Below are 21,641 nucleotides of genomic sequence, written 5' to 3' on the forward strand. Positions count from 1 at the left end.
AATTCAAAGAAAATATTAAAGGTTTCTTTATAATATATCTTGTCACTTTAATGATTCTCTTCCATCACCTTAAGAAGCAATTCCACTAATTGGGGGGCAATATTTATACCTGAAAGCTCCTGCATTTCTTTTAACACCATCACCCTGCCCATATTTAAATTATTTTCATTTTTTGATAACATCTCTACATACCTTTCTATCATCGCCATTACCTTGAATATGATAGGGATTTCTTTCATAAAGAGTTTTCAGTATTCCCTGTATTGTATCTACGCTATAGTTTCTCTTTGATAATAACTTCTCCTTATACATTTCCCGCTCAGCATTACCTATTACCTGTTCAATATTCTGAGAAGAATGAACCTCGGTATCAAACCCAATTGCGATGCTGCACTTTATATCAAAAATCTTTTCCTTTGAGATTTCTAATTTTATCTCATCCATAATCTTTAATCCATTTAAATTGCCAAATGTAATGGACAATGGTTAATATTAAGCAAAATCCTATGTATGCCCAAACTCCCAGCAATTTGCCCCTTGCTTCATATACTTCATTTATATGCTTTGGTACAACCATAAAACTATTAATCTGGCTGGTAATATCCCGGCTTATGTCTGCTGCCACTTTTTCTGTAATTGTATCTGTTGAAACTATCCCATTAGAAAACACCATGTCTCCAGTAAAAAAACATTTATGAATTCTTTTATTTTACCACATTCAAGAAATGTTGGAAATAAGAATTATTATTATCTAATCAAGCTTATGCGGCGTTTTATAAATAAAAAAAACCGAAGAACATAGGCCAGCCCATATCCTTCGGTCATATTTATTTCGATAATTTAAAAGAACTTTTTAAAGGAACAATGCGGTTAAATACCATTTTTTCATTTGTAGTATCTTTCACATCCACAATATAGTATCCATTACGCATAAATTGGTAGCGTTCTCCTTTTTTTGCTTCCTTAATGGATGGCTCAATAAAGCATTCTTTTACTTCCAGAGATTTGGGATTCATAATCATCTCTCCGTTAGGATCCTCAGGATTATCCAGCATCATATAATCATACAACCTTGCCGTTGCCTGAACATTTTCCGTTGCACTTACCCAGTGAAGCGTCCCCTTCACTTTTCTGCCTTCAAAACCGCTGCCGCTTTTTGTTTCAGGGTCATAAGTACAATGAACCTCTACCAAATTACCGGCCTCATCCTTCACAATATCCGTACAAGTTACAAAATATGCACCCTTTAAACGCACTTCCTTACCGGGAGCCAAACGGAAGAATTTTTTCACAGGCTCCTCCATAAAGTCATCTCTTTCAATATACAACTCTCTTGTAAAAGGAACTATTCTGGAGCCAAGATCGGCGTTTTCCGGGTTGTTTTCCAACTCCATCATTTCCACCTGACCTTCAGGGTAATTCGTAATCACAAGCTTCAAAGGATCCAAAACTGCCATAACAACCTTAGCTTTTGCCTTTAAGTCATCACGAATACAATAATCCAACAACCCGCTGTCAACCATACTATTGGCCTTGGAGACACCAATTCGCTCACAAAAATCACGAATTGCTTCAGGTGTATAACCCCTGCGGCGTAAGCCGCTAATGGTAGGCATACGAGGGTCATCCCAGCCGTCAACCAAACCATCTTCAACCAAAGCACGAAGCTTTCTTTTACTCATAACGGTATTTGTCATCCCTAAACGGGCAAACTCAACCTGTCTGGGCGGATTTTCCGTATACCCTGCCTCTCTGACTACCCATTCATATAAAGGACGATGGTCTTCGAACTCCATGGTACAGATAGAGTGGGTTATGCCTTCAATGGCATCCTCCAAAGGATGGGCAAAGTCATACATAGGATATATGCACCATGCATCCCCTGTGGTATGATGGGTGGCGTGGGCAATTCTATAAATAACAGGGTCTCTCATATTAATATTGGGGGAAGCCACATCAATCTTAGCTCTAAGGGTGTGGGAACCGTCAGGAAATTCGCCCTTTTTCATACGCTCAAATAAATCCAAATTCTCCTCAACACTTCTGTTACGGTAAGGGCTTTCCTTTCCCGGTGTGCTTAACGATCCCCGGTATTCACGCATTTGTTCCGCCGTCAAATCGCAAACAAAAGCCTTGCCCGCTTTAATAAGCTTTAAAGCAACCTCATAATACTTTTGAAAATAGCTGGAGGCATAATATAATCTATCTTCCCAATCAAATCCTAACCACTTCACGTCCTCACGAATAGAATCAACATACTCCACATCTTCTTTTGTAGGGTTTGTATCATCAAAACGTAAATTGCATTTTCCTCCGTAAAGCTTTGCCAAACCAAAGTTCAGGCAGATGGATTTTGCGTGTCCAATATGCAAATAGCCATTAGGTTCGGGTGGAAATCTGGTGTGAATTTTGTTCAATTCACCCTTCAAGTCCTCCTGAATATAACTATGTATGAAGTTTCCGGTAGCACCTAATCCGCCATTTTCCATAATCTTTTCTTCTGCCATATTGCGTTCCTCCCAAATTTGTGGTTGTCTTACCTATATCACTACGTCAAAAACTTCCTTATAATTAGAGTCCATTTATAAAAGGATTCCCATATTTTCACATTTCAAACATAGTGATACCAAATGAATTTTCAAATAAATTCATGGTTATAAACGGCAGGTCTCCCTGCACCTGATTCAAAAGAGTGGGCTCACGTTCCCATTCTGTGACGCTTAATATTTTCCCCATGATACCATGGTAAAAAAGAAACATCTTAAATATCATAATTACAATATTATAATATAGCCTGTCTTTAAACGCAATTCATTTCCAACAAAATTTGCCTTATGTTTCCCAACATATTGTAATAGGATTTGTTTTTTTCTATTTTCCATAGTAGAATAAAACGAAAGAAATAAGTATATGAAATTCATTTTATGAATTATCTTTTGTTAGATAGTTTTCTTTTCATAAAAATAACAATAAATAAAAATTTTAGAGGAATATTTTTGGATACGGAGAAATTATTTTTCTCATAGAAATTTTAGGAGGAACAGCAATGCTGGCTTTTACCGTTTTTGATACAAAAAAATTTATGGCACACTTATTAAAAGGTGATATCTTTGATCACTTTACATTTCGTCAAGGGGAAATCTACTCCTTTGCCTCTTTTACCATTAACGGAACAAAGGATGAAAGCGCCTTAACAGAAGAAAATCCAGAACCCTATTGCCTTTGGGCAGATATAAAACCTTTTGTTTTTGAAACAGTGAAGGGAAAAAAACTTCCAAAAAGCATGAAATTGATTCTCTCTCTCCCGAAAGATAAGACAATTCAATACCCCAATGCAAAAGCAGTGTTTTTAAACCTTTTATTCCGAGAAGGCACACTTTTATGTACCACCTCCGTTGCAGAAGAAACCTTTTCATTGGAACAAAAAGCAACGAAACAATGGGATGAGGATATTTTAGAACTCTTTAAGAAGCAGCAAATTGCCATTCAAATTGAAACATAAACCGTTTTGTTAGCACTCATTTAATTCGAGTGCTAATTTTTTATTGACTTTTTCTTTATTAATGACTAAAATTACTGATATATCATACAAGCTATAAAATCAATTTTTGTTTTAGGAGGTTATGCAAAATGAATGAAAAAGGAAATCTCTCAATCAATAGTGAAAATTTCTTGCCAATTATTAAAAAATGGCTCTATACCGACAAAGATATTTTTGTTCGGGAATTGGTATCCAATGCTAGTGATGCCGTGACAAAGCTTCAAAAGTTAGTACGCTTAGGGGAAGCAGAAATCCCCGAAACGGAAAAGTTAGAGATTCACGTTGTTTTAAATCAAGATCTTCAAACGCTGCAAATTATTGACAACGGAATCGGTATGACAGCCGATGAAATCAAAAAATACATCAACCAAATTGCCTTTTCCGGGGCGACAGATTTTCTTGCCAAATTCCAAGAAAAAGCCGATCAGGAAAATGAAATTATTGGACACTTTGGTTTAGGTTTTTATTCTGCCTTTATGGTTGCAGATAAGGTGGAGATTGATACCCTTTCCTATCAACCCGACGCCCCAGCGGCAAAATGGATTTGCGAAGGCGGCATTGATTATGAAATGGATGCCGGAAGCAGAGAAACAAGAGGTACCACCATTACTTTGCATTTAGGAGAAGACGGAAAAGAATTTTTGGAAGAATCTACACTTTATGCAGCCCTTCGGAAATATTGCTCCTTTATGCCTGTTCCTATTTACGTTGATGTTATAAAAGAACCAACGGAAGAAGAAAAGGATGCAGAAAAAAAAGAGGCCAACACCCTTCATGTTTCCCCTGAAGAAGCAGAAAACCTTACAAAAGAAGATGCTTTGGAAGAACTTGAAGAAAAAAAGGCTGAAATAGCGGAAGAACCGAAACCTTTAAATGATACCACCCCTTTATGGCAAAAACAGCCAAAGGACTGTACTGATGAAGAATACAAAGCCTTTTATCATAAGGTATTCTTCGATATGAATGATCCCCTGTTCTGGATTCACTTAAATATGGATTACCCCTTCCGCTTAAAGGGTATTTTATATTTCCCTAAGCTGGTTGAACATATGGACGTTGTTGAGGGAGAAATTAAGCTCTATTCCAATCAAGTATATATTGCTGACAATATCAAAGAAGTGGTACCCGAATTTCTTCTTCTTCTAAAAGGCGTTTTGGATTGCCCTGACATGCCTTTAAACGTATCCCGTAGTGCATTGCAAAATGACGGCTATGTTGATAAAATGAACACCTACATTACAAAAAAAGTTGCTGATAAATTGACTCAGCTCTTTAAAAATGATCGCTCCACATATGAGGGCTTCTGGAACGATATTGGTATCTTCATTAAGTACGGCTGTATGCGAGAAGAAAAATTCTATGATAAGGTAAAAGATGCATTGTTGCTGAAAACCACCGATGATGTATATGAAACCCTTTCAGAATATTTGGAAAAAAACAAAGAAAAACATGAAAATAAGCTGTTCTTTGTTTCTGATGAAAATTTACAAGCACAGTATATCCGCCTTTTCAAAGAACAAGGTCTGGAAGCAGCAATTCTTTCCACTGCCATAGACAAACCCTTTGTTTCTTTCTTGGAGTATAAAAACTCCGGCATCCAGGTGCAACGTATTGACGCTGATATTACGGATACGTTACAGCAAAAAGAAGATGGGGAAATTTCAGAAGCAAAAAAACAGGCAGATGAATTTGCAACTACACAAATGGAAACATTGTTCCGTGAACTTTCAAAAAATGACTCCTTAAAGGTAACCACAGAAACATTAAAAGCAGAAAATGTTTCAGCCATGATTCTTTTAAGCGAAAAATCCCGCCGTATGATGGAAATGATGGAATCCTACGGAAATGCTACAGATTTGAAGGCAATGTTTGCAGATGTGAAACCCGAAGAAACCTTGGTTCTTAATCGTTCCAACGGCTTGGTCAAATACCTGTTTGATATGAGGGAAAAAGAAGAAAAGAAAGATGATGTGCAAATGCTATGCCATCATATCTATGACTTGGCACTTATGAGCCATCGTCCTCTTACCTCAGATGAAATGACAAGCTTTATTGATCGTAGTAATACTTTGCTGGAAAAACTAGCTTCCTTTGAAGCAAATAAGTAATATACTACAACCCATATTGTTTTATAAAAAGCTCCCCTAAGAGGGTAATGCATTCATAGATGGGATAAACTTGACCCATTTTTATGACTCAGATGCAAATTACTCTTTACTTAGGGGCGTTTTTTACTCCATTTTTTTAAGTTCCAATTTAATCCCTCATTGATTTATTAATATTTATTTTTAAAATTATAAAAATATCCAATAAATTTCTTTGATGGAAAAATATGTTATATGTTTTGCATATTTATTATCGCCAAATTTAATTATTTTTGTTAAATAAGTCACTTTATTTCTTCATAAAAAAACAAATGTATTTAAGTTGACGAATTGAAGAAAAAAACAGCTTCAAAGTTGTAATACCTCTTTCCCAAGGCGTATAATTAATATATAGAAAAATAAATTCCAACAGGAGGTGAAATATGACAAAAGAAGCTTTTTTACAACAGCTTATGCCATCCTATGAAGCATACTTTGACATTCAATACAATGTCTCCATTGGTTCAAGGAAATTACCCGCTATTGCTCAGTTTCACTCCCGCTCGGAAAAATATATTTTCGTGCGTTCCGCAAAGCTCTGGGCAACAGAAATGAACGAATATGTATATTTCGCTTTTTCAGATACTCCAAAGGCAGAAGATTTTTCATCTCTGAAAAAAGAAGTCCTTCAAGCCGGTTTGGCGCAAATTAAGCCCCATAGTGAACACATGTATTCTTACGTTTCCCTAATTTTGGTGGCAGATTTACTTCCCGAAGAAATCATCAATGAAATCAAGAAAGCAAAATTTCACAAAACCTATTTATTTTCCTTTCACGGATGGATGTATCTGAGGATTGCTGCGGTAGACCTCAGCAACGGAAAGGTCTATTCAAATCAAAAGGGGAAAGAACTCCTGCCGTTGCTGCAAAATATTTTATCTTAATCATCTATATTTATATTTTACTTACCTAGCCTTGGGAAGGAGGATATTTTATGAATTCATTAGTAATATTATTAATCGGCATCATTGTACTTTTTGTTGGATACCTTACATACGGTAGTTGGTTAGCAAAACAGTGGGGGGTAGATCCTACAAAAGAAACACCCGCCCATACAGAAACAGACGGTCTTGACTATGTCCCTGCAAAAGCACCTGTGCTTATGGGGCATCATTTTGCATCCATCGCAGGTGCCGGACCCATCAATGGGCCTATTCTGGCAGCCATCTTCGGCTGGCTGCCCGTATTGCTTTGGATCCTCATCGGCGGCATCTTTTTTGGTGCTGTGCAAGACTTTTCTTCAATTTTTGCATCCATACGCCACAAAGGGAAATCCATCGGTCATGTTATTGAACAAAACATTGGGCCTAAAGCAAAAATTCTGTTTTTGATTTTTGCTTATTTGACACTACTCTTGGTAGTAGCTGCATTTGCCAGCATCGTAGTAGGCACTTTCAATGGTTTTACCCCAGATGGACAACTGATTCCTGCAAACGGCTCCACCGCAACAATTTCGGTATTATTTATTATTGTAGCAATTATATTCGGTGCTTTGGTATATCGTAAAAATGCGCCTTTAAGCGTAGCTACCATCATCGGTGTAATTGCCATTATCGCTTGTATTGCCATTGGTTTGAACTTCCCTATTTACTTGTCAGCGAAAGCATGGTTACTCATTATCTTGGCTTATATTTTTGTTGCTTCCGTAACGCCGGTTTGGATTTTGCTTCAACCCAGAGATTATTTAAATTCATTCTTGCTCTATGGCATGATGATTGCAGCTGTTATCGGTATCATTGGCAGTCACCCTACAATGAACCTGCCTGCTTTCACAGGCTTTACCGGCGCAAACGATAACAGTCACCTGTTCCCTATGTTGTTTATCACTGTTGCTTGTGGTGCCATTTCAGGATTCCATAGCTTAGTTGGTTCAGGTACAACTTCCAAGCAGCTTGACTCTGAAAAAGATGCGAAAGTTATTGGTTACGGCGGTATGTTAATTGAATGTGCTTTAGCCGTTATTGCCTTAATTTGTGTAGGTATTCTTTTCACCGATGGGGCTATGCCCGAAGGCACACCCACACAGGTTTTCGCAACAGGTATTGCAACCATGATTGCTTCCATTGGTTTGGAATCTTCTTACAACATAGCATATGCAATTATTATTCTGGCTGTATCTGCTTTTTGCTTGACATCTTTAGACACTGCAACAAGACTTGCAAGATACATGTTCCAGGAATTCTTTATTCCTGAAGGCACTGATCCCAAAACATTAACCGGATTCAAGAAATTATGTGCAAATCCTTATTTTGCAACATTGGTTACCGTTGTAATCGGTGGTCTTATGGCTAATGGCGGTTATGCAAAAATTTGGCCTTTGTTCGGTTCAGCAAACCAGTTGCTTGCTGCTTTGGCTCTGTTGGCAGCCGCTGCTTGGTTGGGCAACATTGGTAAGAACAACAAAATGTTTTTGTTCCCCATGGTGTTCATGCTGGTTGCAACCATCAGCGCATTAATTCTCACACTGATCAAGAATATAAAGGCCTTTTCCGCAGGAACTGCAAGCATGTCCGCAGAGGGTCTGCAAATTGCATTTATTATTTTGTTAATTGCATTGGCAATTGATTTGGCGATAGAAGGCTGTCGCGTCATTTTCGGCAAAAGAAAAACCGCATAATACTTCATTAATCAATAAAAATATAGATGATAAAAAGACCCGTGTAATCACGGGTCTTTCCTTTATTAGAGTTGAATTTCCAATTCCACAGGGCAATGGTCAGACCCCATGATATTGCTATGAATTTTTGCATCAATGAGTTTTTCCTTCAGTCTTTGGGAAACAACATAATAATCAATCCGCCATCCCGCATTATTCTTTCTTGCATTAAAGCGGTAACTCCACCAAGAATAAATGCCCTTTGTATCGGGATAAAAGAAACGGAAGGTATCCACAAAACCCGCGCTCAACAGCTCCGAAAACTTTCCACGTTCCTCATCGGTAAACCCTGCACTGCGTCGATTGCTGGAAGGATTTTTTAAATCTATCTCGTTATGGGCAACATTCAAATCTCCGCAAATAATAACAGGCTTTTCTTGATCCAATCTCGATACATATTCTCGAAAAGCATCCTCCCACTCCATACGATAACCAAGTCTTGCATTTTCCTGTTGAGAATTGGGTGTATACACCGTAATATGATAGAATCCCTCAAATTCCAGTGTAATGACTCTACCTTCCATATCGTGTTCTGCAACGCCAATTCCATAGGAAACCGATAGAGGCTCCTTTTTTGTGAAAACAGCTACACCGGAGTATCCCTTTTTTTGGGCATAATTCCAATATTGAAAATATCCATCCGTCTCCAAATCAATTTGCCCTTCCTGAAGCTTTGTCTCCTGCAAAGAAAAAATATCTGCATTTTCCTCTTTAAAATATTCCTTAAAGCCCTTGCCCACCGCAGCACGCAAGCCATTTACATTCCATGAAATCATTCTCATCTTAAAACACCGTCCTCTCATTCTTTTGTAGCTCAATAAAAAATGCTCGTAAAAAAGCATTGTTTTCTTTAAGTATTTTTTAATATGCTTCAATTCTATCATAATAGGAAGTTTTTTCAACTCCTTTCCATTTAAATATCATGTTCTCAAGAAAAAGATTCCATCTGGCTTAATTCTAATCCTTCGTCTTGTTTCTTTTTTCAATTTAGGCTAAAATCAAATATAAACCGAAAGGAGTGAGCATTTTGAATATCCAAATTTATGGCTCAAAAAAAAGCTTTGATACCAAAAAAGCCGAACGCTATTTTAAAGAGCGAAAAATACCTTATCAAAATATTGATATCCATGAGTTCGGCATGAGTAAAAGCGTTTTTGAAAGCGCAAAACGTTGTATCCCCGTGGAAAATATGATAGACAGAAAAGCAAAAGCCTATCAGTCTCTCTATATGGATTATATCGATGAAAACAAACGCGAAAGTACTTTATTCGAAAATCCCAGCCTTTTCATAACGCCCATTGTAAGAAACGGAAAAGACTTTACGTTGGGCTATTGCCCCGATGTATGGAAAGAATGGATCTAAAAGGAGGAACTTCTATGCGCATAGGGCTTGGACAATTGGATATGGGCTTTGAAGATAAAACATATGGGGAAAAACTTTGCGAAAAAATAATCCACACTGCTGCAAAAGAGCAGGTAGATTTTTTAATTTTTCCCGAAATGACCCTAACCGGCTTTACAGAGAAAACAAAGGAGTTCGGTGAACTTTTCTTAGAGAGTAAAACCATAGAATTTTTCAAAAAAAATGCCATTCGGTATCACATGGCAATTTGCTTTGGATTGCCAATCTTAAAGGATGAAAAAGCTGAAAATCATTGTGTAATCCTATCAGAAACAGGGGAACTTGTGGCGGACTATGCAAAAATCCATCCTTTTTCCTTGGGCACAGAAGCCAAATTTTATAAAGGCGGAAATTCTATCGTTTCATGCTCAATAAAAGACTTTATCGTATCTCCCTTTATCTGCTATGATTTACGGTTCCCCGAAATTTTTCAAGCCGCATCCCAAAAAAGCACCTTATTGGTGGTGATAGCCAACTGGCCCGTTTCCCGCAAAGAGGATTGGTCAATCCTATTAAAAGCAAGAGCCATAGAAAATCAGACCTTTGTTATCGGCGTAAACCGCACAGGTAAGGGTGGCAGCCTTGAATATTTCGGCGATAGTATGGTACTCTCCCCTCGTGGAAAAATTCTTGCCCAATCCAAAGAGGGTACGAACCTAACTATCATGGATATCCTTCCTGAAGAAGCCTTTACTTGCCGAAGGAAATTTCCTTTAAAGGCTGATCGAAAACCCGAACTATATGCTAATCTTCTCCAAAATCTTAAAAACTGAAAGGGGTATTATTTTATGATTCGTGTACTATTTATCTGCCACGGTAATATTTGTCGTTCCCCCATGGCGGAATTTCTGTTTCGAGATATGCTCATAAAAAAAAGATTATCGCAAATTTTTTTTGTTGCCTCCGCTGCAACCAGCCGTGAGGAAATCGGTAATCGCATCTATCCCCCTGCAAAGGAAAAACTCTCTTCCCTGGGTATTGATTGCAGTGAAAAAACAGCAAGACAAGTAACAAAAAAAGATTACCAAGATTTTGATTACCTACTGGTTATGGAGGCCTATAATACAAAAAACCTAATGGGTATTTTGGGAGACGATCCCAAAAAGAAAGTCTACCGCCTTTTGGATTTTTCCCCTCGCCCCAGAGATATTGCAGACCCTTGGTATACAGGTAACTTTGATATCACCCATACGGATATTATGGAAGGATTGGAAGCCTTTCTTCATTTTACCCTAAAAAAGAAAACTTGCTAATTTACTCTTTAAAACAAATAAAACAATACACAAAACCCGCATTAAAATGCGGGTTTCAGGGTGTCGAAAAACCTTGGGCAACCGCCCAAACCCGCTTGCTTTTTGTAAAAAGCAAGACCAAAAACTTTTGTATAAACCGCATATTCATGCTGTTTATAGTGGGTCAAGGGTAAAACCCTTGTGGGTGCCTGAGGGTAAACCCTCAAGGTTTTGACTTTATCGACAGTCTGAATCCGCATTAAAATGCGGGTTTGAAATTTTTAAGAAAATTAAGCGATGCCTACTATAATGGGTCAAGGGTGAAATCCTTGTGGGTGTTTGAGGGCAAAGCACTCAAGGTTTTGACTTTATAGCTATTGCTTCTTTTATCTCTCTTACAAAATTGCAAACAGGTTCCACGCAGTCTCTGCCGTGATTACCTACAATTTTAACAATTGCACTTCCCACAATAATACCATCGGCAATCTTACTCATTTTTGCGGCAGTTTCAGGGCTTGAAATACCAAAACCGATGGCACATGGAATGGGATTTACTTCCTTCACGCTTTCCACCATAGCCGCAACATCCGTTTTGATTTCCGTTCTTGTACCAGTAACCCCCATGGATGAAACACAATAAACAAAACCTTCTGCTTCTGCGGCAATTTTGCTGATTCTATCTTTTGATGTAGGTGCTATTAAGGAAATCATCTTTACACCGTATTCCTGAAATTTATCCAGCATCTCCCCTTTTTCTTCAAAGGGAATGTCCGGCAAAATCACACAGCAAATTCCACATTCCTTGCATCCCAAAAGAAACTTATCAAGGCCATAGGTAAAAACAAGGTTTGCATAGGTCATAAATGCAAGAGGTACCGAAGATGTTTCTCTGATTTTTTTCACCATATCAAAAATCTTATCCGTTGTAACCCCGCCCTTTAATGCACGTTCACTGGCCTCTTGAATGATAGGGCCTTCGGCAACGGGGTCGGAAAACGGAATGCCCAATTCAATTAAATCCGCTCCTGCTTTTTCCATAGCATAAACCAGTTTTTCCGATGTTTCAAGATCGGGATCCCCACAAGTGATAAAGGGAATGAACGCTTTGCCCTTGGAAAAAGCCTTGTCTATATAATCTTGCGCCGTAAGTTTATTCATAAATTTCAACCCCCTTGTGTCTTGCGATTGCCGCAACATCTTTATCTCCTCGTCCGGAAACATTCACTACAATAATTTGGTCTTTCTTCATGGTAGGTGCAAGCTTCATTGCATAGGAAATTGCGTGGGCACTTTCAATTGCGGGAATAATCCCCTCAATCCTTGAGAGATACTCAAAGGCTTCTACCGCCTCGTCATCGGTTACAGGAACATATTCTGCCCTGCCGGAGTCCCTTAAATATGCATGCTCAGGCCCTACTCCGGGATAGTCCAGTCCTGCGGAAATAGAATAAACCGGGGCAATCTGGCCATATTCATCTTGGCAGAAATAAGACTTCATACCATGAAAAATACCTACACTACCTGTTGCCATGGTTGCAGCAGTTTCTGTTGTATCCACGCCTAACCCTGCCGCCTCACAACCGATTAACTGCACAGATTTGTCCTCTATAAAATTGTAAAACGCTCCCATGGCATTGCTTCCCCCACCGACACAGGCTATGACTGCATCGGGAAGTCTTCCTTCTTTCTCCAACATTTGATCCTTGATTTCCTTACTGATCACCGCTTGGAAATCCCGTACAATAACAGGAAAGGGATGAGGTCCCATTACCGAACCTAAAACATAATGGGTGTCATCAATTCTTCTCGTCCATTCACGAAGGGTTTCATTTACAGCGTCTTTCAGTGTCATTGTTCCGCTGGTAACGGGGTGAACTTTTGCCCCCAAAAGCTCCATACGGTAAACATTTAAGGCTTGTCGGTCTGTATCATGCTTTCCCATGTAAATTTCGCATTCCAAGCCCATCAGCGCCGCCGCTGTTGCAGTAGCAACCCCGTGCTGACCTGCACCTGTCTCTGCAATAATTCTTGTTTTTCCCATTTTCTTTGCAAGGAGTACCTGCCCCAGAACGTTATTAATTTTATGCGAACCTGTGTGGTTCAAGTCTTCTCGCTTCAGATAAATCTTTGCACCGCCCAGGTTTTCTGTCATATGCTTTGCATAATAAAGATTGGATGGACGACCGGCAAAATTATTCAGCAAATCCTCCAGTTCTGCATTAAATTCAGCATCTTCTTTATATTTGTTATAAGCATCTTCCAGCTCAATCACTGCGTTCATCAAGGTTTCGGGTATAAATTGTCCGCCGAACCCTCCGAACCTGCCCTTTTTTTCTGTCATAAAATCAACCCTTTCTCTCTTATAATAGTTTTGCAAGGGATACGACCCCCATAAACTTCCGCTCATCTTTGTACCCATCCGTTTCACAACCACTGCTAACGTCAAAAGCAAACGGCGTACAGGTTCTTGCCGCCTTGCCAATATTATTTACGTCCAAACCACCGGCAAGGAAATATGGTTTTGAAATAGGTGGAATCATAGTATGGTCAAAGGCTTTTCCACTTCCGCCATATTCCCCTTCACAGTAGGTATCCAATAAAAGGTAATCACAGGGAAGCTCTGACGCTTTTACAATTTCCTCCCCATTTTTCACCCGTATCGCCTTTATCACAGGCTTTTGGGTCATCTCTTTCAGCCTTTTTATATAGTCTGAATCCTCGTCCCCATGGAGTTGAATGATATCAATAATGCCATTGGCGCAAAGACGTTCAATCAGCGCCTGATCCTCATCTACAAATACCCCTACAACGCTTATTCCCATGTCCAGCAATGCTTTCAGTTGAGCCGCTTTTTTAGGGGTTACATATCTTCGGCTGGGGGGATAAAATATAAATCCAATGTAGTCAGGCTTATAACGATTTGCCATGGTTATATCCTCTTGACGGCTTAATCCACAAATTTTAATTTTCATGATGCCCTCCCTTCAATGTTTCCAGCTCTTTCTTTTTATTTTTTGCTCGCATCAGCGTTTCGCCGATCAAAACAGCATCTATTCCAGCATCCCATATCCTTGCAATATCTGCGGCGGTTTTTATCCCACTTTCCGCAACATAAATCACATCCTCGGGAATATATTTTTTAAGCCTGATGCAATTATGAATATCTACGGTAAAATCCTTTAAATTGCGGTTATTCACACCAATCATTCTTGCCCCTGCCTTTACAGCTGAGGTTATCTCTTTCTCATCATGAGCCTCCACTAAAGCACTGAGTTCAAGGCGGTCACAAAGTGCAATGTATTTTTTCAGCGTCTGGGTATCCAGTAAAGCGCAAATCAGCAACACTGCTGATGCCCCTAGGGTCTTCGCTTGATATATCATATACTCATCCACAGTAAAATCCTTTCGTAATAAAGGGATTTGTACCTGCTTGCTGATCTCCAATAAATATTCATCCTTCCCAAGAAACCTTGTAGGTTCCGTAAGAACTGAAATACAGTCTGCTCCAGCATACTCATAATCTGCCGCAATTTCTGAATAAGGAAATTCCTCAGCAATGACACTCTTTGAGGGGCTGGCTTTCTTCACCTCACAAATAAAAGCAAGATTGTTTTTGCATAAAGCTTTTTCAAAGGCAAAAGGCTTTGTGTCTCCCTTCCCTTGGGCAAGCTCTTTCATTTCCTCCAAGGAAATCATTTTTTTCTGCTCCTCCACACGCTTGAATGCGCGATAAGCAAGCTCATCCAGAATCATAATCTTCCCCCTTAGCCCTTAGTTGCCTTCACAAAATCCTCAAGCTTTGCCATTGCCTTGCCGCTGTCCAATATTTCCTTTGCAAGCATAATGCCCTCTTGAATACTGCCGCATTTTTCGGCTATGTAAAGGGAAACTGCCGCATTTAAGAGTACTACATCACGTTTTGCCCCTTGCTCCTTTCCCGAAAGAATATCCAAAGCAATTTTCTTGTTCTCTTCTGGGCTGCCGCCAACAAGCTCCCCTGGCTGGCAGTATTGAAATCCATAATCTTCCGGGTCAATGACACGGTTTTTCAGCTTTCCATTTCGGATTTCGCAAGCAGTTGTTGTGGTTGTCATAGTGATTTCGTCCAACCCATCATCCCCGCATACAACCATTCCCGACTTTACACCAAGGTTCAGCATTACTTGTGCAAGAGGTCTTACAAGCTCCTTATCGTAAACACCCATAAGCTCCATATTTGCACCTGCGGGATTTGCAAGGGGACCAAGGATATTAAAAATCGTTCTTACTCCCAAGCTTTTTCTCACCGGTGCAACAAAGCCCATGGAAGGATGATACTTTTGGGCAAACATAAAGCAAATGTTGTTCTCCTCCAAACATTTTGTCATAACATCCGTTTCTGCCACAATGTTTACGCCCAATCCTTCCAAAATATCTGCTGCGCCGCATTTGCTGGAAACGCTTCTGTTTCCGTGCTTTGCAACAGGAACTCCCGCTGCAGAGATGACAAGGGCAGATACGGTTGAAATATTGAAGGTAAACGCCTCGTCTCCCCCGGTACCCACAATTTCAAGAACATCTTTTTCGTGGAACAATCTTGTACAGGCTTTACGCATCCCCTTTGCGCTGGCGGTGATTTCTTCAATGGTTTCTCCCTTCATTCTAAGGGCAATCAAATATGCCGCCATTTCCGTTTCAGATGCATTGCCTGTCATGATTTCATTCATTACTTCTTCTGCCATTTCACCAGAAATATTTTCCTTCTCAATTGCTAATTTAATCGCTTCTTTTATCATAGAAATTACCTCCTGACTATAATTCCAGAAAATTTTTCATAATTGTACTTCCGTGCTCCGAAAGGATGGATTCGGGGTGAAATTGTAAACCGTAAATCTCTTTCCCCTTTACCTTTACTGCCATTACCTCGCCATCCACTTCACCGATAATTTCAAGGGTATCGGGCATTGTATTTCTCTGAGCAACAAGGGAATGATACCTTGCCGCCTTGATTTTATCTGGTAAATTTTTAAAAATCGGAGAAGACGTGTTAATATCTATTTCACTTTGCTTGCCGTGCATGAGTTTTTTTGCATGGATTATCTTTCCACCATAAACCTCACAGATAGCCTGATGTCCCAAACAAACACCTAAAATCTTATACTTATTGCCAAGCTTTTGTATCATTTTCTCACTGACTCCCGCCTCATGAGGATAACAAGGTCCGGGAGAAATAATGATACAATCCGGATGAAGTGTATCCACCTCCTGTGGCGTAATACTGTCATTTCGAAAAACTCTGATATCCTTGTCAAATTGGTAAGCAAGCTGAACCAAATTATATGTAAAGCTGTCAAAATTATCTATTACAACAATCATAAATCGTTAGCCTCCTTCGCATTTACAATGGCGTTGATTACAGCCTTCGCTTTGTTTTCGCTCTCCATAAATTCCGTTTCTCCCACACTGTCGGCAACGATTCCTGCTCCCGCCTGAATATAGACTTTATTCTTCTGTTTCACTGCCATTCTGATTGCGATACAAGTATCCAAGTTACCCGTAAAATCGATATAGCCCAATGCTCCGCCATAAATTCCCCTCGGGCACTTTTCTATTGTTTCTATAATCTCACAGGCTCTGACCTTTGGTGCACCGGAAAGGGTTCCCGCCGGAAGTAAAGAACGGATTGCATCATAAGCATCAAGTCCGTCTGTAAGCTCTCCATGTACTTCAGAGCAAATATGCATTATCTTAGAATATTTTATAACTTTCATATATTCCGAAACATGAACTGTTAAGGGCTTGGAAATTTTCCCAATATCATTTCTTGCAAGGTCTACCAGCATATTGTGTTCTGAAAGCTCTTTTTCGTCTGCCATTAACTCTTGCTCAAGTGCCCTATCTTCTTCCGCTGTTATGCCTCTCGGCCTAGAGCCTGCAATGGGAAAGGTTGAAAGCTTCCCATCCCTAAGTTTTACAAGAGTTTCCGGAGAGGCAGAAATAATTTGGTTATCATCGCACTGCATAAACACCATATAAGGGGATGGATTCGTTGCCCTAAGTACCCTATAAGCATTCAACAAGCTATCCTGATATTCCGCTTCAAAACGCCTTGAAATCACCCCTTGAAAAATATCCCCATCGTAAATATACTCCCTTACCTTATCCACCGCCTGGCAGAATTCCTCTTGGGTAAAATTGCTTGTAAAGCGGGGAATACATGAAGTATTAACCTTTTGTGTAGGCATCTGATCCACAATAAATGCAGAAAGATTTTCAATATCCGCTACCGCTTTCCCATAATTCTCAAGAATATTGTCTGTCTTCATATTTACTATAATCAAGATTTTTTGTTTTAGATGGTCATAGGCAATGACCTTATCAAAAAGCATGAAGTCATAATCATTCATCTCGCTTTCAGAAAGCTTTAATGTGGGTTCGCTATACCCTATCATGGAGTAAGCAAAGTATCCAACCAGGCCTCCTGCAAAAGGGGGCATCTCCTCAAGCTTTGGTGCTTGATACTGTTTCATTAGCTTTCTTAAAGCCGAAAAAGGCTCTTCCTTAATTTCCTTTTCTTCTCCATCTTCCTCCAGTGAAACTGTTCCATTTTTGCAGGTAATTCTCACAATTGGGTTAAAGCCCAGAAAAGAATATCTGCCCCACTTTTCGCCGCCTTCCACGCTTTCCAAAAGAAAAAAACGTTGATACTTCTGAGAAATTTTTCTTAAGAGCGAAATCGGTGTTATAACATCGGCATAAATTTCTTTTGAAATCGGTACAATGTCATAGCTTTTTGCTAACCGGCTGATTGTTACTGCATTTGGTTTGATATTCATAACGGTTCTCCCTTCAATTTTTGGTAATAAAAAAAAGCTTTTGTCCCTTAACCAAGGGACAAAAGCTTTTAGCTTCTGCGATACCACCCAAATTACCTGTACCAAAAAAATACAGATCACTCATTTTGCGTACAAACATACACACCCTACTGATAACGGACAGGGTTCCCGTCGGACATTACTCTCGCCAAAGCGATTTCTTTCCGCCCTCACAAGTCCATTCGGAACAACAACACTGTCGCTTCACACCAGCCAGCAACTCTCTGAAAGTGATTTTGTTATGCCTACTCCTCTTGTTCGTCGGTTTCAATTTTTGCTTATTGTAGCACTCCAATTTCTCTCTGTCAAGTATTTAATTAAATAAAATTAAATATAATTAACATGTTTCTTTGTATGCCAACCTCACTATTTTTCAGTAAAATATATCGTTTACACAAATATTTCCCCTTTTAAATATAAAACTGCCCCGCCGCTGATACGCACACGCTCGCCGGCATTCTTGCAATGCAAGATGCCACCTCTTTTTGAAACCTGCTTTGCAACCATGGTTTCCTTTCCAAGTTTTTCGCCCCAAAAGGGAATGAGACTACTATGGGCAGAGCCAGTAACAGGATCTTCATTTACCCCTAATTTAGGGAAAAAACACCGAGATGCAAAATCGTATTCCTTGGTCTTGGCTGTTACAACCACACCCAAACCATCCCCAAGTGCCAATAACTTGTCAAAATCAGGATTCAATTCTCTGACGCTTTTTTCATCCTCTAATATCAAAATCAAATCTCTGGATAAATACGCCTCTAATGGCTTGACTCCTATGGCCCTTTCCATTTCCGCCTTAACCTCAATTTTCTCAGGCATGCGGCTGGGAAAATCCATTTCCAACAAATCGCCCTTTCTGGTAACAGTTAAAATACCGCTTAATGTGGAAAAAGCCATTTTTTCAACCTCTGGGTCAATATAATTTGCAACAACAAAAGCCGTTCCCAAGGTTGCGTGGCCACAGAGGTCGATTTCTGCTTTTGGCGTAAACCATTTTAAATCATATTTCCCTAGTTCCTTTTTATGGACAAAAGCTGTCTCCGACAAATTATTTTCTGCAGCAATGCTTTGCATCATTTCCATAGATAAAGGTTGCTCCACAACGCAAACCCCCGCAGGATTTCCTCCAAATACATTTTCCGCAAACGCATCAACAACAAAATATTTCATAAAAATCGCCCCTTTCCTTGTAAATATCATATCATTCCTCTATAATGCAATTATATGTTACGAATTGTATGGCTTCAAGGGATAAATTGTATGACATACAAAAAAAGGAGGAAGTAAAATGCCCGTTAATTCTTTTACTGACTATCCCATGTCTTGGAAGCCAGAAAAAACAAAATTATCTTCACCGTTATATCTTTCTTTGGCAAAACTTCTGGAACACGATATTAAAAATGGTTCTTTGGCACCCCATACAAAACTGCCGCCACAGAGGGAGCTTGCCGACTATTTGGATATTAATTTAAGTACTGTTACAAAGGCCTTCAAGCTATGCCAGCTCAATGGCTTTCTTTATGCCGTAATCGGCAGAGGTACCTTTGTTTCTCCCAATGCCGGCGTTTCCATTTCCATACAAGATACAAAAACAAACAACGCCCTTGTGGAAATGGGGATCATCAAACCCTTAGATTCACTGAATCAATATACGGAAGAAGCAATAAAGACAATCTTGTCAAAAAACCCGACAACCTCCTTGTTGGACTACAGTGCACCCTTTGGGTCTCCCTATCAAAAAAATGCTGCACAAAAATGGCTGGCACAATACGGTTTGCACTCTCATAGGGATGATATTTTCTTTACCACTGGAGGACAAAATGCTTTTGCTGTTGTTCTCGTTACCCTTTTTCACCATGGGGACAAAATCGCTACCGACCATTTCACTTATTCCAACTTTATCGAACTGGCAAATATGCTAAATATAAAGCTTGTACCCATACAAGCAGATGAAAAAGGGATGCTGCCTGAAGATCTGGAAATGCAGTGCCGCCTCCAAGGAATACAGGGGGTTTATCTTGTACCTACATACAACAACCCAACAGGAACTTTAATGGATACCCCTCGCAAAGAAACCTTAGCAAAAGTAATCAAAAAACATCACCTTATCTTAATTGAAGATGATATTTATGCATTTTTATCCCCACAAGGCTATACACCCGTTTCTGCTCTATGCCCCCAGGAAGGATGTTATATCGCGAGTCTTTCCAAAGCAATTTGTCCGGGATTGCGTGTAGCCATTCTATCTGTTCCTCATCGTCTTTCTGCATTGATTGCACGGGGCATTTTTAATATTAACGTGAAAACATCCTCCATAAACGTAGAAACAGCCGCTTATATGATTCAAAACGATATTGCGCAAGAAGTTGTTTCAAAAAAACGTAAGGAAGCTTTCAACAGAAATTTAATCTTTGAACGGTATTTCCCAAACGAAACTCCAACACCTTTATCATTTTCACGTTGGCTGCCCCTTGCCCCAGCCCTATATGATTTGCCTATGGAGCGTCTTGCCTTAGAGAAAGGTTTACGCCTTTTTCACTCCAACCGTTTTTTAGTAGGCACACCGTCTAAGGAGCAATTTCTCCGTATCGCCATTTCCTCGGCAAATACAACGGAAGAACTGGAATACGGACTAGAAAAGCTGAAAAATTTACTCATTGAAGATGAACGAAGAATCGCAGATTTTCCAATTATTATTTAAGGCATGAAACATAGCTTTTCTAAAAATCCGTAAGAAAAAAGCCCACTTTGCAAAAATCCCCTTTGCAATATGGGCTTTTCCATTGTTTAATAATTGATTTTAGGCATTTAAGTTGTCATAGTTCTTTCGGCAACGCTCCTATACAAAACAGCTTCCTGTAAACCAAAAAACCTTTAAATATTATTTTGCTCCTGCTTTGGCTCAATAAAATTACTCACCTCAGGATTGACATGAACCATACAATGTTTTACATCTTCAAAATGTTTTTCGATCTCTTCATGTACTTGCTCCGCAATTTCATGAGCCTCACTTAGGGTAATCTCTCCGTCCGCTACGATTTCAACATCCACATATATTCTGGCACCAAACAAACGGGTTTGCAATTGGTCAATCCCCATGACGCCCGCTTGCCCTTCAATAACCTTTCTCATCTTTTCAACAGTTTCGTTATCACAGGCTGTATCCAGCATCTTGTTAATTGCATCTTTAAAAATATCATAAGCAGCTTTTACAATAAAAACACAAATAATAACACTGGCCAAAGGATCGCAAATTGGGTAGCCCAATCTTGCTCCGATAATACCCACCATACTGCCGATAGAGGACATAGCATCCGAACGATGGTGCCAAGCATCTGCCATAAGTGCACCGGAATTCACCTTTTTTGCTGCATCTCTGGTATACCAATACATCCCTTCTTTTACAAAGATCGACACGATGGCAGCCACCAGCGCCAGAATACCGGGCATAGCTAAGTTTAACTCGCTTGCATGAATAATTTTTTGAACACCTCCATAACCAATGGCAATCCCCGTTGCACATAAAATCACCGCAAGCAACAATGCTGCCACACACTCAATCCGTTCATGACCATACTGATGTTTTTCATCAGACTCCTTAGCTGACAATTTAAATCCAATCATAACAATAAATGTACTAAAAACATCCGACGCAGAATGGATACCATCGGAAACCATAGCACCAGAGCTGGCCATTACACCGGCAACCACCTTCCCAATGGATAAAAGCACATTTACAATCAAACTGTTTACGGATACCTTCATTACAATTTTCTCATTTTTTTCAGCTCTGCTTTTCATCTCTCCCAAAA

At 39.5% G+C, this 21,641-nt stretch carries 21 protein-coding genes and 1 other annotated feature; of the genes, 8 read left to right on the forward strand and 13 right to left on the reverse strand.

Translation table 11 applies throughout. The features are described 5' to 3' along the window. Positions 1-165: 165 nt before the first annotated feature. The 3 genes from P9Q65_RS02205 to P9Q65_RS02215 all read right to left on the reverse strand — a co-directional run bounded on the left by P9Q65_RS02205 (position 166) and on the right by P9Q65_RS02215 (position 2,507). Positions 166-444 carry a hypothetical protein gene (locus tag P9Q65_RS02205; RefSeq protein ID WP_304507480.1) on the reverse strand — a complete coding sequence of 93 codons (279 nt, stop codon included), beginning with the start codon at positions 442-444 and terminating at the stop codon, positions 166-168. Continuing rightward, on the reverse strand, positions 437-673 hold the full coding sequence (locus P9Q65_RS02210; protein WP_304507481.1) for a hypothetical protein: 237 nt from the start codon (positions 671-673) through the stop codon (positions 437-439). Before P9Q65_RS02210 ends, P9Q65_RS02205 begins: the two co-directional genes overlap by 8 nt. A 154-nt stretch (positions 674-827) precedes the next feature. Further along, positions 828-2,507 carry a glutamine--tRNA ligase/YqeY domain fusion protein gene (locus P9Q65_RS02215; protein WP_330695144.1) on the reverse strand — a complete coding sequence of 560 codons (1,680 nt, stop codon included), beginning with the start codon at positions 2,505-2,507 and terminating at the stop codon, positions 828-830. Between the two features lie 539 nt (positions 2,508-3,046). On the opposite strand from P9Q65_RS02215, the gene P9Q65_RS02220 reads away from it, so the two are divergent. From P9Q65_RS02220 to P9Q65_RS02235, 4 genes are all read left to right on the forward strand, one after another. Further along, positions 3,047-3,502 (forward strand): DUF5721 family protein, encoded by a 456-nt coding sequence (locus P9Q65_RS02220; protein ID WP_304507482.1) that lies wholly within the window; start codon positions 3,047-3,049, stop codon positions 3,500-3,502. 128 nt (positions 3,503-3,630) lie between these two features. After that, on the forward strand, positions 3,631-5,649 hold the full coding sequence (gene htpG / locus P9Q65_RS02225) for a molecular chaperone HtpG (protein WP_304507483.1): 2,019 nt from the start codon (positions 3,631-3,633) through the stop codon (positions 5,647-5,649). A gap of 419 nt (positions 5,650-6,068) precedes the next feature. Then, positions 6,069-6,569: a hypothetical protein gene (locus P9Q65_RS02230; protein WP_304507485.1), complete on the forward strand. Its 501-nt coding sequence runs from the start codon at positions 6,069-6,071 to the stop codon at positions 6,567-6,569. Positions 6,570-6,619: 50 nt separating this feature from the next. Continuing rightward, positions 6,620-8,302: a carbon starvation CstA family protein gene (locus P9Q65_RS02235; RefSeq protein ID WP_304507486.1), complete on the forward strand. Its 1,683-nt coding sequence runs from the start codon at positions 6,620-6,622 to the stop codon at positions 8,300-8,302. A 65-nt stretch (positions 8,303-8,367) separates the two neighbouring features. On the opposite strand, the gene P9Q65_RS02240 is transcribed toward P9Q65_RS02235, so the two are convergent. Continuing rightward, a complete protein-coding gene (locus P9Q65_RS02240) occupies positions 8,368-9,123 on the reverse strand; it encodes an exodeoxyribonuclease III (RefSeq protein WP_304507487.1) in 756 nt (251 codons plus the stop codon). 245 nt (positions 9,124-9,368) lie between these two features. Between P9Q65_RS02240 and P9Q65_RS02245 the strand changes: the two genes are divergently transcribed. From P9Q65_RS02245 to P9Q65_RS02255, 3 genes are read left to right on the forward strand one after another with little or no spacing between them, the layout of a single operon-like run. Beyond that, a complete protein-coding gene (locus P9Q65_RS02245; RefSeq protein WP_304507489.1) occupies positions 9,369-9,704 on the forward strand; it encodes an ArsC/Spx/MgsR family protein in 336 nt (111 codons plus the stop codon). A 14-nt stretch (positions 9,705-9,718) separates the two neighbouring features. Then, complete coding sequence (locus P9Q65_RS02250) at positions 9,719-10,516, forward strand: nitrilase-related carbon-nitrogen hydrolase (RefSeq protein ID WP_304507491.1); 798 nt, start codon at positions 9,719-9,721, stop codon at positions 10,514-10,516. Positions 10,517-10,531: 15 nt separating this feature from the next. Next, a complete protein-coding gene (locus tag P9Q65_RS02255; protein WP_304507492.1) occupies positions 10,532-10,996 on the forward strand; it encodes a low molecular weight protein-tyrosine-phosphatase in 465 nt (154 codons plus the stop codon). A gap of 333 nt (positions 10,997-11,329) precedes the next feature. On the opposite strand, the gene trpA is transcribed toward P9Q65_RS02255, so the two are convergent. The 8 genes from trpA to P9Q65_RS02295 all read right to left on the reverse strand — a co-directional run bounded on the left by trpA (position 11,330) and on the right by P9Q65_RS02295 (position 18,999). Next, entirely contained in the window at positions 11,330-12,133 is an 804-nt protein-coding gene (trpA, locus tag P9Q65_RS02260; RefSeq protein WP_304507493.1) for a tryptophan synthase subunit alpha, read from the reverse strand. After that, a complete protein-coding gene (gene trpB, locus P9Q65_RS02265) occupies positions 12,126-13,316 on the reverse strand; it encodes a tryptophan synthase subunit beta (protein WP_304507495.1) in 1,191 nt (396 codons plus the stop codon). Before trpB ends, trpA begins: the two co-directional genes overlap by 8 nt. A gap of 19 nt (positions 13,317-13,335) precedes the next feature. Continuing rightward, complete coding sequence (locus P9Q65_RS02270) at positions 13,336-13,947, reverse strand: phosphoribosylanthranilate isomerase (RefSeq protein WP_304507496.1); 612 nt, start codon at positions 13,945-13,947, stop codon at positions 13,336-13,338. Continuing rightward, on the reverse strand, positions 13,937-14,728 hold the full coding sequence (gene trpC / locus P9Q65_RS02275) for an indole-3-glycerol phosphate synthase TrpC (RefSeq protein ID WP_330695146.1): 792 nt from the start codon (positions 14,726-14,728) through the stop codon (positions 13,937-13,939). Before trpC ends, P9Q65_RS02270 begins: the two co-directional genes overlap by 11 nt. A gap of 11 nt (positions 14,729-14,739) precedes the next feature. Further along, positions 14,740-15,750, reverse strand: coding sequence for an anthranilate phosphoribosyltransferase (gene trpD, locus P9Q65_RS02280; protein WP_304507497.1), 1,011 nt, complete (start codon positions 15,748-15,750; stop codon positions 14,740-14,742). 16 nt (positions 15,751-15,766) lie between these two features. Further along, entirely contained in the window at positions 15,767-16,330 is a 564-nt protein-coding gene (locus P9Q65_RS02285; protein WP_304507498.1) for an anthranilate synthase component II, read from the reverse strand. After that, entirely contained in the window at positions 16,327-17,790 is a 1,464-nt protein-coding gene (trpE, locus tag P9Q65_RS02290) for an anthranilate synthase component I (protein ID WP_304507499.1), read from the reverse strand. The genes P9Q65_RS02285 and trpE overlap by 4 nt, the downstream gene beginning before the upstream one ends. Before the next feature lie 51 nt (positions 17,791-17,841). Beyond that, positions 17,842-18,100, reverse strand: a binding site (T-box leader). 119 nt (positions 18,101-18,219) lie between these two features. Next, complete coding sequence (locus P9Q65_RS02295; RefSeq protein ID WP_304507500.1) at positions 18,220-18,999, reverse strand: PhzF family phenazine biosynthesis protein; 780 nt, start codon at positions 18,997-18,999, stop codon at positions 18,220-18,222. Between the two features lie 118 nt (positions 19,000-19,117). Here P9Q65_RS02295 and P9Q65_RS02300 point away from each other — a divergent pair, with 118 nt between their 5' ends. Then, positions 19,118-20,530 carry an aminotransferase-like domain-containing protein gene (locus tag P9Q65_RS02300; protein WP_304507502.1) on the forward strand — a complete coding sequence of 471 codons (1,413 nt, stop codon included), beginning with the start codon at positions 19,118-19,120 and terminating at the stop codon, positions 20,528-20,530. A gap of 173 nt (positions 20,531-20,703) precedes the next feature. Here the strand turns inward: P9Q65_RS02300 and P9Q65_RS02305 are convergent, their stop codons facing one another. After that, on the reverse strand, positions 20,704-21,630 hold the full coding sequence (locus P9Q65_RS02305) for a cation diffusion facilitator family transporter (RefSeq protein ID WP_304507538.1): 927 nt from the start codon (positions 21,628-21,630) through the stop codon (positions 20,704-20,706). Between the last annotated feature and the right edge of the window lie 11 nt (positions 21,631-21,641).

Origin of the sequence: Anaerotignum sp. (genome assembly GCF_030625865.1) — a bacterium.
Taxonomy (GTDB): Bacteria; Bacillota; Clostridia; order Lachnospirales; family Anaerotignaceae; genus Chakrabartyella.

Excerpts from the sequence above, each read along its gene's own strand:
- P9Q65_RS02235 (WP_304507486.1), top strand. The coding sequence starts at position 6,620 with ATGAATTCATTAGTAATATTATTAATCGGCATCATTGTACTTTTTGTT.
- P9Q65_RS02305 (WP_304507538.1), bottom strand. The coding sequence starts at position 21,630 with ATGAAAAGCAGAGCTGAAAAAAATGAGAAAATTGTAATGAAGGTATCC.
- trpB (WP_304507495.1), bottom strand. The coding sequence starts at position 13,316 with ATGACAGAAAAAAAGGGCAGGTTCGGAGGGTTCGGCGGACAATTTATA.
- P9Q65_RS02230 (WP_304507485.1), top strand. The coding sequence starts at position 6,069 with ATGACAAAAGAAGCTTTTTTACAACAGCTTATGCCATCCTATGAAGCA.
- P9Q65_RS02205 (WP_304507480.1), bottom strand. The coding sequence starts at position 444 with ATGGATGAGATAAAATTAGAAATCTCAAAGGAAAAGATTTTTGATATA.
- P9Q65_RS02300 (WP_304507502.1), top strand. The coding sequence starts at position 19,118 with ATGCCCGTTAATTCTTTTACTGACTATCCCATGTCTTGGAAGCCAGAA.
- htpG (WP_304507483.1), top strand. The coding sequence starts at position 3,631 with ATGAATGAAAAAGGAAATCTCTCAATCAATAGTGAAAATTTCTTGCCA.
- trpD (WP_304507497.1), bottom strand. The coding sequence starts at position 15,750 with ATGATAAAAGAAGCGATTAAATTAGCAATTGAGAAGGAAAATATTTCT.
- P9Q65_RS02240 (WP_304507487.1), bottom strand. The coding sequence starts at position 9,123 with ATGAGAATGATTTCATGGAATGTAAATGGCTTGCGTGCTGCGGTGGGC.
- P9Q65_RS02210 (WP_304507481.1), bottom strand. The coding sequence starts at position 673 with ATGGTGTTTTCTAATGGGATAGTTTCAACAGATACAATTACAGAAAAA.
- P9Q65_RS02255 (WP_304507492.1), top strand. The coding sequence starts at position 10,532 with ATGATTCGTGTACTATTTATCTGCCACGGTAATATTTGTCGTTCCCCC.
- P9Q65_RS02220 (WP_304507482.1), top strand. The coding sequence starts at position 3,047 with ATGCTGGCTTTTACCGTTTTTGATACAAAAAAATTTATGGCACACTTA.
- trpA (WP_304507493.1), bottom strand. The coding sequence starts at position 12,133 with ATGAATAAACTTACGGCGCAAGATTATATAGACAAGGCTTTTTCCAAG.
- trpE (WP_304507499.1), bottom strand. The coding sequence starts at position 17,790 with ATGAATATCAAACCAAATGCAGTAACAATCAGCCGGTTAGCAAAAAGC.
- trpC (WP_330695146.1), bottom strand. The coding sequence starts at position 14,728 with ATGATTCTGGATGAGCTTGCTTATCGCGCATTCAAGCGTGTGGAGGAG.
- P9Q65_RS02285 (WP_304507498.1), bottom strand. The coding sequence starts at position 16,330 with ATGATTGTTGTAATAGATAATTTTGACAGCTTTACATATAATTTGGTT.
- P9Q65_RS02250 (WP_304507491.1), top strand. The coding sequence starts at position 9,719 with ATGCGCATAGGGCTTGGACAATTGGATATGGGCTTTGAAGATAAAACA.
- P9Q65_RS02270 (WP_304507496.1), bottom strand. The coding sequence starts at position 13,947 with ATGAAAATTAAAATTTGTGGATTAAGCCGTCAAGAGGATATAACCATG.
- P9Q65_RS02215 (WP_330695144.1), bottom strand. The coding sequence starts at position 2,507 with ATGGCAGAAGAAAAGATTATGGAAAATGGCGGATTAGGTGCTACCGGA.
- P9Q65_RS02295 (WP_304507500.1), bottom strand. The coding sequence starts at position 18,999 with ATGAAATATTTTGTTGTTGATGCGTTTGCGGAAAATGTATTTGGAGGA.